The sequence below is a fragment of the Mesorhizobium calcicola genome, assembly GCF_042682105.1.
Taxonomy (GTDB): Bacteria; Pseudomonadota; Alphaproteobacteria; order Rhizobiales; family Rhizobiaceae; genus Mesorhizobium; species Mesorhizobium calcicola.
The window spans coordinates 128,505-140,621 of sequence record NZ_JBHUGY010000026.1; the positions used below are offsets into that span (position 1 = coordinate 128,505).

General features: G+C 66.2%; 10 protein-coding genes. 5 read left to right on the top strand and 5 right to left on the bottom strand.

Annotated features, from left to right (window positions below):
- Positions 1 to 132 precede the first annotated feature (132 nt).
- Positions 133 to 1,929, top strand: coding sequence for a type I secretion system permease/ATPase (locus ACFSQT_RS16735; RefSeq protein WP_379020470.1), 1,797 nt, complete (start codon positions 133 to 135; stop codon positions 1,927 to 1,929).
- An 11-nt stretch (positions 1,930 to 1,940) separates the two neighbouring features.
- On the top strand, positions 1,941 to 3,236 hold the full coding sequence (locus ACFSQT_RS16740; protein WP_379020442.1) for an HlyD family type I secretion periplasmic adaptor subunit: 1,296 nt from the start codon (positions 1,941 to 1,943) through the stop codon (positions 3,234 to 3,236).
- 117 nt (positions 3,237 to 3,353) lie between these two features.
- Here ACFSQT_RS16740 and ACFSQT_RS16745 read toward each other — a convergent pair whose 3' ends face one another.
- Entirely contained in the window at positions 3,354 to 4,247 is an 894-nt protein-coding gene (locus ACFSQT_RS16745; RefSeq protein WP_379020444.1) for a LysR family transcriptional regulator, read from the bottom strand.
- A 104-nt stretch (positions 4,248 to 4,351) separates the two neighbouring features.
- On the opposite strand from ACFSQT_RS16745, the gene ACFSQT_RS16750 reads away from it, so the two are divergent.
- Together ACFSQT_RS16750 and ACFSQT_RS16755 are read left to right on the top strand one after the other, a co-directional pair.
- Positions 4,352 to 5,110 (top strand): SDR family oxidoreductase, encoded by a 759-nt coding sequence (locus ACFSQT_RS16750; protein WP_379020446.1) that lies wholly within the window; start codon positions 4,352 to 4,354, stop codon positions 5,108 to 5,110.
- A 135-nt stretch (positions 5,111 to 5,245) separates the two neighbouring features.
- Positions 5,246 to 5,458, top strand: coding sequence for a tautomerase family protein (locus ACFSQT_RS16755; protein ID WP_379020448.1), 213 nt, complete (start codon positions 5,246 to 5,248; stop codon positions 5,456 to 5,458).
- Positions 5,459 to 5,627: 169 nt separating this feature from the next.
- Here the strand turns inward: ACFSQT_RS16755 and ACFSQT_RS16760 are convergent, their stop codons facing one another.
- The 4 genes from ACFSQT_RS16760 to ACFSQT_RS16775 all read right to left on the bottom strand — a co-directional run bounded on the left by ACFSQT_RS16760 (position 5,628) and on the right by ACFSQT_RS16775 (position 10,410).
- On the bottom strand, positions 5,628 to 6,521 hold the full coding sequence (locus tag ACFSQT_RS16760) for a hypothetical protein (protein WP_379020450.1): 894 nt from the start codon (positions 6,519 to 6,521) through the stop codon (positions 5,628 to 5,630).
- 110 nt (positions 6,522 to 6,631) lie between these two features.
- Positions 6,632 to 8,290, bottom strand: a complete 1,659-nt coding sequence (locus ACFSQT_RS16765; RefSeq protein WP_379020452.1) for an acyl-CoA synthetase — start codon at positions 8,288 to 8,290, stop codon at positions 6,632 to 6,634.
- 194 nt (positions 8,291 to 8,484) lie between these two features.
- Positions 8,485 to 9,627, bottom strand: a complete 1,143-nt coding sequence (locus tag ACFSQT_RS16770; protein WP_379020454.1) for an NAD(P)/FAD-dependent oxidoreductase — start codon at positions 9,625 to 9,627, stop codon at positions 8,485 to 8,487.
- A 117-nt stretch (positions 9,628 to 9,744) separates the two neighbouring features.
- Positions 9,745 to 10,410 carry a peroxiredoxin gene (locus ACFSQT_RS16775; protein ID WP_379020456.1) on the bottom strand — a complete coding sequence of 222 codons (666 nt, stop codon included), beginning with the start codon at positions 10,408 to 10,410 and terminating at the stop codon, positions 9,745 to 9,747.
- 137 nt (positions 10,411 to 10,547) lie between these two features.
- On the opposite strand from ACFSQT_RS16775, the gene ACFSQT_RS16780 reads away from it, so the two are divergent.
- Positions 10,548 to 12,117: BTAD domain-containing putative transcriptional regulator (locus ACFSQT_RS16780; RefSeq protein WP_379020458.1), on the top strand; the 1,570-nt coding region annotated here is incomplete at its 3' end.

Genomic DNA, 12,117 nt, shown 5'->3' on the forward strand with positions numbered 1-12,117 from the left:
CTCGGCGGCGTGCTGCCGATATCGCTGGGCGTCGCGCTGCTCTGCCTGGCGCTGGCGGCGTTTGGCGCACTTCTGCTGTTTCGTGCACGCAGTCCCGATAGGGCCAAAACCGACCCGGGCGCCGCCCCCGGCATCGCGGCGACGGCGCGAGGGGCCGCCCGACCCGCTGCCCGGCAGCAGGCCTCGGAACTCGCGGTGGCGATCAAGTCCTGCCGCTCGGCATTCATCTCCATCGCGCTGTTCAGCGGCGTCCTCAACGTGCTGATGCTGTCCAGCTCGATCTATATGCTCGAGATCTACGATCGTGTGCTGCCGAGCCGCAGCGTGCCGACACTCGTCGGCCTCAGCCTGCTCGTCGCCATCCTCTATGCCGGGCAGGGCGTCCTCGATTTCATTCGCGGCCGCATCCTGGTGCGCATCGGCGGCGCCCTCGACGAGGCGCTCGGAGCCCGTGTCTATGCCAGTATCCTCAAGCTGCCGCTCAAGGTCGGGCGGAACGGCGACAGCATGCAGCCGGTGCGCGACCTCGACAGCGTGCGCACCTTCCTGTCGGGCACCGGTCCGACCGCGTTGTTCGATCTGCCGTGGCTGCCGCTCTATCTGGCCATCATCTTCATGTTCCACGTGCTTCTCGGCCTGACTGCCCTGGTCGGTGCGATCGTGCTGGTTCTTTTGACCGTCTTTGCCGAACGGCTGACACGCAGGCCGGTCACCTCAGGCACCCAGACCGGCATCGTCCGCAACGGCCTGACCACGACCGGCAACCGCAACGCGGAAGTTATCGCGGCTCTTGGCATGGGCGGCAGGATGGCCAAGCGATGGGAAGACGCCAACCGCGACTATCTCGCCGAACAGCGCAGTGTCAGCGACATCGCCGGCGGCTTCGGCGCCGTGTCCAAGGTGCTGCGCATGCTCCTGCAATCGGCCATGCTCGGCGTCGGCGCCTGGCTGGTGATCGAGCAGCAGGCGACCGCAGGCATCATCATCACCGCATCGATCCTGAGCGGTCGCGCGCTGGCGCCCGTCGACCTGGTCATAGCCAACTGGAAAGGCTTCCTGACCGCGCGGCAAGGCTGGCAGCGGCTGACCAGGATTCTCGCTGCCGTGCCGGCTGATGCCGAGCCGATGGCCATGCCGAAGCCGAGCCGCCACATCTTCATGCAGGGTGTCAGCGTGGCGGCGCCCGGCACGCAGCGCCTCCTGGTCCAGGACGCCAGCTTTGCGCTGGAAGCGGGACATGCTGTCGGCATCATCGGCCAGAGCGGTTCGGGCAAGTCGACGCTGGTCAGGACGCTTGTCGGTGCATGGCAGCCCGCCGCCGGCAGGATCCGGCTCGACGGCGCCGACCTCGACCAGTGGTCGCCGGAGGACCGCGGCCGCTTCGTCGGCTATCTGCCGCAGGACGTCGAGCTGTTTGCCGGCACAGTCGCCGAGAACATCGCGCGTTTCGAGCCCGATGCCGATCCCGCATTGATCATCGCCGCCGCCAAGACAGCCGGCGCGCATGATCTCATCGTCGGTTTCCGCGACGGTTACGAGACGCAGATCGGCGAACTCGGCGAGGCCGTCTCGGCCGGCCAGCGCCAGCGCATCGCGCTGGCCCGCGCGCTCTATCGCGATCCGTTCCTGGTGGTGCTCGACGAACCCAATTCCAACCTCGACGCCGAAGGCGAGCAGGCGCTGTTCCAGGCGATTGTTTCGGTGCGGCAACGCGGCGGCATCGTCGTGCTCGTGGCGCACCGGCCAAGCGCGCTTGGCACGGTCGATTTCATCCTCGCCATGAATCAGGGGCGCGTCCAGGCGTTCGGCCTCAAGGACGAGGTTTTGGCCAAGCTGTTTCCGCGGCCGCAACCGGCGGTGGCCGCCGTGCCGCGGCTCAGGCTCGCCACCGAAGAGCCGGCGCCGCCTGCTGCGGCGGCAGGCGAGTGAGGGGAGGAACCATGTCGAGCTCCTCTCACCAATCCATTCGGCGCTACATGCGTTTCGGCCTGATCGCGGTCGCGCTGCTGGTCGGCGGCGTCGGCGGCTGGGCTTCGTTGACCCGGATTTCGGGAGCGGTCATTGCGTCGGGGGTCCTCGTCGTCGATTCCCACGTCAAGGACGTGCAGCATTCGACCGGCGGCATCGTCGGCGAGATCGCGGCGCGGGATGGCGACCGCGTCAAGCGGGGCGCGCTGCTTGTGCGCCTCGATCCCACCATGCCGGCGGCCAACCTCGCTGTCGTCACCAAGGCGCTCGACCAGTTGTCGGCGCGCGAAGCGCGCCTCGAGGCCGAACGCCAGGGCGTCGACGCCATCACCTTTCCGCAGGACCTTCTCGATCGCCGCGGCGATCCGACGATCGCCGAGATCCTTGCCGGCGAGGAACAGGTCTTCGATACGCGGCGGGCCGCTCGTTCCGGTCAAAAGAGCCAGCTGCAGGAGCGCATCCTCCAGCTGCAGAAGGAGATCGGCGGCGACACCGCCCAGGTGGAGGCCAAGTCGCAAGAAATCGCGCTCGTCGAGGAGGAACTGTCCAGCATACGCGCGCTGTGGAAAAAGCGGCTGATTTCGATCGACCGCCTGACCGCCATGGAACGCGAGTCGGCGCGGCTCGACGGCGAGCGCGGCCAATTGACGGCGGCCCTGGCGCAGGCCCAAGGCAAGATCGCCGAGATCAATTTGCAGATCATCCAGATCGACCTCGAGCTCAGCACCGACGTCAACAAGGATTTGCGCGAGATCGACGGCAAGGTCGGCGAACTGACGGAGCGCAAGATCGCCGCCGAGGACCAGCTCAAGCGCATCGACATCCGCGCGCCGCAGGACGGTGTCGTGCAGCAGTCCATCGCCCATACGATCGGCGGCGTCATCACCCCTGGGCAGACGATCATGCAGATCGTGCCCGACAGCGACAGCCTGACGGTCGAGGCCAAGATCGCGCCAAGCGACATCGATCAGCTTTGGGTCGGCCAGCCGGCGGCGCTGCGCTTCTCGGCCTTCAACCAGCGCACCACGCCGCAAATCAACGGCACGGTCGAGCGCACATCTCCGGATACGACCACCGACCAGCGCACCGGCATCAGCTACTACACCGTGCGTATCGCGACCACGAACTCCGAGGTGGCGCGGCTTGGCGAGGTCAAGCTGGTTCCGGGCATGCCGGTCGAATCCTTCATCAAGACCGCTGACCGGACCGTGATCTCCTACCTCGTCAAGCCGCTGCAGGACCAGATCAGCCGCGCCTTCAGGGAATGAGGCGACGCTCGGGATCTTTCGATCGAGGCTCTATCTCTTTGTTTTGACTCAATTCCCCGGCGAAAGAGCTATGCGCTTTTCCCGGGAAAACCGCTTCACACTTTTCGGCATCATGCTCTAAAGGTTCGCCTCGGCGAAGATGCGCGCGGCCCAGTCGAGGAAGACGCGAAGCCGCGGCGAGAGCTGTCGGTTCTGCGGGTAAAGCGCTGACAGCGGCGTCGGCGATGGCGGGTAGTCGGCCAGCACCTCGACGAGCGCCCCATCGGCAAGGTCCTTCTCGAAACGATAGCGCGGCGCCTGAATGAGGCCGAGGCCGAGCCGCGCCAGGTCGGCGGCGGTGTCCGAATTGTTGGCCGCTACGCGGCCCGGCAGCCGTACCTCGCGAGTCTTGCCGCCGACGGTGAATTCGAACGGCAGGGTCTCGCCGGTGCGCGAGGAGATGAACCCCACCGCCTGGTGACCCTCCAGCGCATCGGGGGAGGCGGGCGTGCCGTGGCGTTCGAGATAGGCGGGGCTGGCGCAGGTGATCTCCCGGATCATCGCCAGGCGCCGCATGATCATGCCGCTGTCGGGCGGCTCGCCGACGCGTATCACGCAGTCGACACCCTCGCGCACGAGATCGACCAGCCGGTCGCTCTGGCCGATCTGCAGATCGATACGGGGAAAGCGGGCAAGAAACTCCGGCAGGCGCGGCAGAAGGAATGTGCGGGTGAGCAGCGTGCTGGCGTCGATGCGCAGCAGCCCATACGGCTCGGCATTGCGGAAGGCTGCCTCGGCGTCCTCGATCTCGGCAAGGATCGACAGGCAGCGCCGATAATAGGCTTCGCCATCCTGTGTGGCGTTCACCTGCCGCGTCGTCCGTTCCAGCAGCCGTGCGCCGAGATGTTCTTCGAGCCGCCGGATCGCTTCCGTCGCGGTTGAACGCGGCAGGCCAAGATCGGCCGCGGCAGCGGTGAAGCTGCGCCGCTCCAGAACGCGAACAAAGAGCCGCATGGCGTCCAGACGATCCATGCCATTTGTTCGCAGTTTCCGAATAGTGATGTCAATAGGTGGCTGATTATCCGGTGCACGGCTTGGCCTATATCCATCGCACCAAACCAAAAGGAGAGATTTCCATGACCAACCAGCAGACAAGTACGTGCAATCAAACCAGAACGGCGATCGTGACCGGCGCCTCCAAGGGCATAGGTGCCGCGATCGCACGACGGCTCGCCCGCGACGGCGCGGCCGTCGTCGTCAATTATGCACGAGGACGCGCGGAGGCCGAAGAGCTTGTGCGTGCGATCGAAGCCGGCGGCGGCAAGGCGATCGCCGTGCAGGCCGATATCGCCGATCCGGCCGGCGTCGCCGCGCTATTCGACGCCGGCGAGAAGGCGTTCGGCGGCATCGACATTCTCGTCAACAATGCCGGCATCATGAAGACATCGCCGATCGCGCAGACCGATGACGCGTCGTTCGAGACGCAAATCGCGATCAATCTCGGCGGCGTGTTCCGCGGCATGCGGGAAGGTGCCCGCCGGCTTCGCGATGGCGGCCGCATCATCAATTTCTCGAGCAGCGTCGTCGGCTTCTATCAGCCGGGTTACGGCGTCTATGCCGCCACCAAGGCGGGAGTCGAGGCGATGACCCACATCCTGGCCAAGGAGCTTGGCGCGCGCCGCGTCACCGTCAACGCCGTGGCGCCGGGGCCGATCGAGACCGCCCTGTTCATGGACGGCAAGAGCGAAGCGCAAATCGAGGCCATCGGCAAATTGATCCCGCTCGGCCGGCTCGGCCAGCCCGACGACATTGCCGGGCTGGTGTCGTTCCTGGCCGGGCCGGACAGCTTCTGGGTCAACGGGCAAATCATCCGCGCCAATGGCGGCGTGGTCTGAGGCGATGGTCATGCGCGCGACGACCGCCAACGGCGTCGCCGATCGCGTCCGCGCGCAACTCATGGAACGGATCGGCCTTGCCGACCTTCTCCATCCGACTGCCTGAAATCAACTTCGAGAGCAAAGGAAACGATCATGCCATTCGCCAACATCAAGATGCCGCAGGCGGCTCTGTCCAAGGCGCAGAAGGAAGACCTCATCCATCGAACGACCGCGATGTTCGTCGACTTTTTCGGCGAAAGCGTCCGGCCCTACACGATGGTGCTGGTGGAGGAGGTCGCCGACGGCGGCTATGGTCGGGCCGACGAAGTGTTCGTGGTGCCGGAGGCCTATCGCGCAAAGGAATAGCGCAGGAACCGGTCTTGCAGCGCGTAACACCCATCCTATAGCGATTGGCTTCGCCGAGCCACCTCTCCCCACTTCGTGGGGCGAGGAATCCTGGTCGAGCAAGGCTTGCGCCAGCCCCCCACCCGGACCTTCGGTCCGACCTCCCCACAAGGGGGAGGTAGGGAGCCCCCTATTTGCCGGCCATGTGATCGGCAAGTTGCTGGGCTTGGGCGAGAAGCGCCGGGAAGACCGGCTCGCTTAGCAAGTGCTCGCCCATGCAGGCGCGATAGTCGGCGTCACCTTTCTCCCAGGCGGCATTGGCGGCATCATAAGCCTTTTGGTCTTTGAGGTCCGAGGCTTGGTAGGCTTCCTGGAATTTCTGGGCGGCGGCATCCGCCGAGGCCCACAAGGTGTCGCAGGCCGCGATTTTCGGAACAGGTGGTGCCGCGGGCGCCGAGGCGATCATGACGCTGTTGCCCTTGACGAGGGTGACGATGACCTGCTGGTCGGGGTTCGGTCCTATGTCCTGCGCCCAGCCGCCGAGCCGCGCAAAGGCGATGTCGGCGCCTTCAGGCTTCTTCAGCGGAAAGTCGAGCGTTCCCGTGAACGCGGCGTCGCTGTTGATCGCCTGGGTGTAGAAGGCATCGAGCTTCAGCGCCGCATCGATGCTCGCAGGCAGCTTGAAGCTCGCGTCCATCTCTGCGGCTCTGGACTGGAGCCAACGCTGGAGAAGCCCCCGCGTCGTCGCCACCAGGCTCGGGCCGTCGTCGCCTTTGGTATACCGCAACCCGTCCAGCATGCCGAACCCGATATCGGCATCGCTCAGGCTTTCCATATTGATCGTGCCGGTTGCCGGGAACCCTGAAACCGCCAAGGGGCCGAGAAGAGCGGAAAGCCGCTTTTCGAGATCGGCCAGCGCTTTCGTCCCGGCGGCATCGAGCGTCTCCACGGGTTCGTTGGCGCTTTCCATCGCCGCGATGGCGGAAATCGCCTTGTCGCGCGCGGCGATATAGTCGTCCTCCGGCGAGGCTGCGAAAGCCGCTCCAGTCGCGAGCGCGAAGACAATGGTCCAGACCAACCGCATGACATAACCCCCTTGTGGCAATCGACAGGTTGGGAGCCATCGAGCAGCTTTGCGGCTATTGCGCGGCAGTCAGTCGACGCGAAGCATCTTGCGGCGCCTTCGCTATCGCCTCACCCCTTCCGCTTCTCCACCTCCGCCTTCCTCAGCAAGAACCGCTGGATCTTGCCGCTCGGCGTCTTCGGCAGTTCGCTGACGAATTCTATCTCGCGCGGATAGGCGTGGGCCGAGAGCCGCCTGCGGACATGCTGGGCCAGTTCCTCGGCCAGTTCCGGGCTGCCGCGAAACGAAGATGCCAGGAGGACGAAGGCCTTGACGATTTCGGTGCGCTGCGGGTCGGGCACGCCGATAACCGCTGCCTCGGTGACCGCCGGGTGTTCGATCAGCGCGCTTTCGACGTCGAACGGGCCGATGCGATAACCCGACGAGGTGATGACGTCGTCGGCGCGGCCGATGAAGCTGATCGAGCCGTCCGGCTCGAACTCGACGGTGTCGCCGCTGCGGTAATAGCCGCCCGCAATGGCCGGGGTTTCGGCCTGATGATAGCCGTCGAACCAGCGCAGCGGCGAGTTGGCGATATCGACGGCGAGAGTGCCGGGCTGGTTGGGGCCGAGTTCCTGGCCCGCCTCGCCCAGCACGACGATGCGGTAGCCCGGCATGGCAAAGCCGGCCGAGCCCGGGCGAACCGGGTGTGACAGGCCATGATGGTTGTTGACCATCATGCCGTTTTCGGTCTGGCCGTAATGGTCATGGATCGGCACGCGAAGATGGGCGGCGAACCAGCGGATGACTTCCGGGTTGAGCGGCTCGCCAGCGCTGCTCACCACGCGCAGCCGGCCCTTGACGCGGGCGGCGGGCGCGGCGCCTTCGGCCAGCAGCAGGCGGAAGGCGGTGGGCGAACCGGCGAGGCTGGTGACGCCGAGGCGCTCGATGATGTCGTAGGTGCTTTTGGCGGTGAAGGCGCCCTCGTTGAAGGTCGTGGCGATGCCGAGCAGCAGCGGGCCTGTGATGGCGTAGTAGAGCCCATAGGCCCAGCCGGGATCGGCGATGTTCCAGAAGACGTCGTCGGGCCTGAGCCCGATCGCATCGCGCATATAGGCGCCGAAGGCCAGCAGCGCGCGCAGCGGCACCGGCACGCCCTTGGGCAGGCCTGTCGTGCCCGAGGTCGACATCATCATGAACAGGTCGTCGCCCTTGCGCATCACCGGCTGGCAGTCAGGCGAGGCGGCGGCGAACGCGGCGCGGAAATCGATGTCGCCCGCCGGCAAGGCTTCGCCTGGGGCGAGAATAGTCGCCACTCGGGGGCAATCCTCCACTTCGTCGAGCTTGCCGCGATTGGCCATGTTGGTGACGACGAGCTTGGCACCGCTGGTCTTCAGCCGGTGCTCGATGGCTTTCGGACCGAAGGCGGTGAACAGCGGCTGGTAGACCGCGCCGATGCGCCATGTGCCCAAAATGGTCGCCACCAGGTCGGGAATGCGCGGCAGCATGCCGGCGACGACATCGCCCGGGCCGACGCCCAAATCCTTCAGCAGGGTGCCGACGCGTCCCGACATGTCGGCGAGATCGTCGAAGCTGAATTCCCTGAACTCACCGCTGGCGGAGACGGTGCGCAGCGCCAGACGGCTCTCGCCTGTATAGCGGCCACAGCATTCGACATAGGCATTGAAGCCGGTCGCGGGATCACCGTGAAGGCGCGCGATCTCATCCTCGATGCGAAAGCGCGCGACGGCATCGACGTAGCGCGGCAAGCCGGCCGAAGCTCCAACCATCGCAGCATCCCTCCGTGGCGGCGTCCTGGTGGACCACCGTCATTGCCGACAGGATAGCCAAGATCGCACTTCCGGTCGATGAGGTGATCGCCGCGAGGCTTGGTGCAAACGGGGTAGGCCTCGCCTGTACGCTTCGGGCGCCAGAATCGCGCCGGGAGAGTATCCGGCGCCCGAGCGCTCTTCTCCCTCTGGCCTCAGAGGCCGAACCAGCGCGAGCGGCGGCTCGATCCAAAAGTCTCCTTGTCGGCGCGCAGCGCCACCGAGGGCTCGTAGTAGTTGCCGGTTGGTGCTGGGCCTGAGAAGAAATCGACCTCGACCTTGCCGATGCGGCCGCCGCCGAACTCGATATAGCAGGTGCCGAAGCCGTCATAGAGCGAACCGCTGCCGCTCTGGCGCAGTTTTGCGATGAGCCCGGTGGCAACGGCGCGCGCCGCACCCTCGGCGAACACGCCGGCCTTGGGCGTGCCGGTGTTGGCGCCGTCGCCGACGGCATGGACGTTCTCGTATCTTGTTTCCAGCGTACGCGGATTGACCGGGATCCAGCCGTTCTCGGCCATGCCGCTTTCCAGCACCACTGGCGGCACGCGATGCTTGGGAACACCGAGGAAGAGATCGAACGGCATTTCCGTGCCGTCGTCGAGCACCGCCACATTGCGGGCATTGTCGACGGAGGCGACGCGCCTGCCGGGGACGAACTTGATGTCGCGTTCGGCAAAAGCGGCCAGCAGTGCTCGCGAGGTGTCCGGCGAGGGTGGTACCGGGCTGCCCAGCGGCAGCACCAGGGCGATCTCGCAGGCCTCGCGCACGCCCTGCCTGACCAGATAGTCATGCAGCATCAGCACGCATTCGCTGGGCGCCGGTGGGCACTTGTAGGGCGCCCCGCAGACGCCGACCATCGCCTTGCCCTTTCTGAAGGTCGGCAGCACGTCGCGCAGCCGCTCCGCCCCCGCCACGGTGTAGAACTCGGCGGTTCCCGAAAGCCCCGGCGTGGCGTCGAAATCATATTCGGCACCCAGCGCGACGACGAGGTGGTCGGCGTCGAACACGCCGTCATTGGTGGTCACCCGGCGCCTTTCGGGGTCGATCGAGGTTATCGTGCGCTTCAGCATCCTGACGCCGGGCTTGGCGTAGCTTTTGTAGGGCAGGCGCACGGCCTGCGGCGTCTTCAGGCCGAACATCACGTCCAGCTTGGAAAAGCCGAACATGAAGGAATCACTCTGGTCGATCAGCGTCACGTCGATGCTGTCGCCCATCGCTTCGGAAAGCAGCGTCGTCAGTTCCAGGCCGCCGAAACCAGCTCCCAGCACGACGACGCGCGGTTTGCTTGCAGTGTTCATCTTTGTTCCCCATCAATATTTCCCGGTTGATCGATCATTCCCGTCGTGGCGGCGGGGACTTCCCGTGTCCTCGCCGCCAAAGTGTTGGCCGTCCAAGTCCAGGAGTTTTGGCCGATGTCAGGTCAGGACTGGCTGCGGCACGATGCGGATGTAGGGCTTAGGCTCCTTCCAGCCTTGCGGATAGAGTTGCTTCGCTTCGTCGTTCGACACCGATCCCGCGATGATGACGTCGTCGCCTGGCTTCCAGTTGACCGGCGTCGCCAGGCGGTGCTTGGCCGTCAGCTGCAGCGAGTCCACCACGCGCAGCACCTCGTCGAAGTTGCGGCCCGTCGTCATCGGGTAGGATATCACCAGCTTGATCTTCCTGTCCGGGCCGATGACATAGACGTTGCGCACCGTCTGGTTGTCGGCGGCGGTGCGTCCGTCGGCGCTGTTGCCGGCCGACGCCGGCAACATGTCATAGAGCTGCGAGATGGCGAGCGTCGGGTCGCCGATCATCGGGAAGTTCGGCGCCATGCCTTGCGTCTCGGCGATGTCCTTGGCCCAGCCGGCGTGCTTCTCGACCGGGTCGACGGAGAGGCCGATGACCTTGACGCCGCGCTTGTCGAACTCGGGCTTGAGGCGCGCCATGTAGCCGAGTTCAGTCGTGCACACCGGCGTGTAGTCCTTGGGGTGCGAGAACAGGATGCCCCAGCCCTTGCCGAGCCATTCGTGGAAGTTGATCGTGCCTTCGGTGGTCTCGGCGGTGAAGTCGGGGGCGATGTCTGCGATACGGAGTGACATGGTTGCTTTCCTTTCCGGTTGGAATTCGATTGCGGGGGCAAATTAGGAAATCTATGTTCCGCTAGCGTTCCCCGACGCGCCCTGGCTGGTGACGGCTCCGGCGCCGCCAGGGCCGGGTTTTTCCTGATGGTGCCTGCATGCGCGTTTCGATCCATCTGCTCGGCCGCTTCGCCGTCAGCGTCGATGGCCGCCCGATCCCGGCGGCCGACTGGCGGCGCGACCGCGCCTCGGCCCTGGTCAAGCTGCTGGCGCTCAGGTCTGCCCATCGCATCCACCGCGAACAGGCCATGGAAATTTTCTGGCCGGACGCCGATCCCGAGGCGGCCGGCGCCAATCTGCGCAAGGCCATTCATTTCGCGCGCCGCGCGCTTGGGGCCTACGACCTGATCGAGGTGAGCAACGACATCGTCTCGCTTGCCCCGCATGCCGAGCTCGAGATCGACGCCGAAAGCTTCGAGGCCGCGGCCAAGGCGGCGCTGCGCGGTGGTGACAGGAGCGCCTATGAACGCGCCGCCGACCTCTATGGTGGCAGGCTTTTGCCGGATGATCTTTTCGTCGAGTGGCTCGACACACCGCGCGCGCAATTGCAGCAGCGCTACAGCGACCTTTTGCGCGCCGGCGGCCTGTGGCAGCGCCTGATCGCACTCGACCCCGCCGACGAGCAGGCTCAGTGCGCGCTGATGCAGGCGGCGCTCGATGCCAGCAACCGCGTCGAGGCCATCCGCCAGTTCAACCAGCTGCGCGACAACCTGCACGCCGAACTCGGCGTTGGGCCGAGTGCGGCGACCATTGCCCTTTACGAGAAGGCGCTGGCACTCTCCGGCGCCGCGACCGTCAGCCCGTCGGAGCGCATCCGCACCTCGCTCGCCTGGGGCCTGGTGCATTTGCAAAGCGGCGAGTTCGACAAGGCAAGCGAGATCGCCAGGCACACCCGCGACCTGGCGCTCGGCGCCGACCTGCCGCGCGAAGTCGGCGAGGCGAGCGCGCTGCTCGGCCTCGCCTCGATGATGCGGGCGCAGTGGCCGCAACTGTTCCGCTCCGAATTCATCGAATGGGTTCGCGCCAAGCCGGCCTTCGTGCAGCATGTCTTCGATGGCCACCTTTGCCTGTCCGAATTCTGCCTCTGCAGCGCCTCGGGCCATGCCGAAGTCGCAGGCCTTGCCCGCGAGCTGCTCACCGTGGCCGAGGAGGCCGGGTCGAATGCCGGTCGCGGACTTGCCTGCCTGCTTCTGGGCGAGGCGGCGCTGTTTTCGGGCGACCTCGACGAGGCCGAGCGCCACCTGACCGAGGCCGAGCGGCTGCTGCTCGAGGCGGACGCAGTGGCCGGCCGTGTGCTCGCCATAGAGCGGCTGGCCGAGATCGCGCTGGAGCGCGGCCAGAAATGGCGCGCCAGCCGTCTCATCCAGCGCGGTCTCACCGACGCCGAACGCTCATGGCTGTCGCCGCACCTGATCATGCGCATGCAGGCGCTGGCCGTGCGGGCGGCGGCGACACCCAAGATGGTGGCGCAGGAGATCCTCGCCGGCGACCGGCTGTTGACCCACGGCGCCTGCCAGCCCTGTTCGATGGCGCTGCGCACGGCCTCTGCGATCGCGCTCGCCGAGGCGGGCGAACTGGACCAGGTCGACCGCCGCCTGAACGACGCCGAGCGCATCGCCGGCATGTGGCATGGCGGCCCCTGGGCGGCCGCCCTTTGGGAGGCGCGCG

Excerpts from the sequence above, each read along its gene's own strand:
- ACFSQT_RS16745 (WP_379020444.1), bottom strand. The coding sequence starts at position 4,247 with ATGGATCGTCTGGACGCCATGCGGCTCTTTGTTCGCGTTCTGGAGCGG.
- ACFSQT_RS16740 (WP_379020442.1), top strand. The coding sequence starts at position 1,941 with ATGTCGAGCTCCTCTCACCAATCCATTCGGCGCTACATGCGTTTCGGC.
- ACFSQT_RS16750 (WP_379020446.1), top strand. The coding sequence starts at position 4,352 with ATGACCAACCAGCAGACAAGTACGTGCAATCAAACCAGAACGGCGATC.
- ACFSQT_RS16760 (WP_379020450.1), bottom strand. The coding sequence starts at position 6,521 with ATGCGGTTGGTCTGGACCATTGTCTTCGCGCTCGCGACTGGAGCGGCT.
- ACFSQT_RS16755 (WP_379020448.1), top strand. The coding sequence starts at position 5,246 with ATGCCATTCGCCAACATCAAGATGCCGCAGGCGGCTCTGTCCAAGGCG.
- ACFSQT_RS16775 (WP_379020456.1), bottom strand. The coding sequence starts at position 10,410 with ATGTCACTCCGTATCGCAGACATCGCCCCCGACTTCACCGCCGAGACC.
- ACFSQT_RS16765 (WP_379020452.1), bottom strand. The coding sequence starts at position 8,290 with ATGGTTGGAGCTTCGGCCGGCTTGCCGCGCTACGTCGATGCCGTCGCG.
- ACFSQT_RS16770 (WP_379020454.1), bottom strand. The coding sequence starts at position 9,627 with ATGAACACTGCAAGCAAACCGCGCGTCGTCGTGCTGGGAGCTGGTTTC.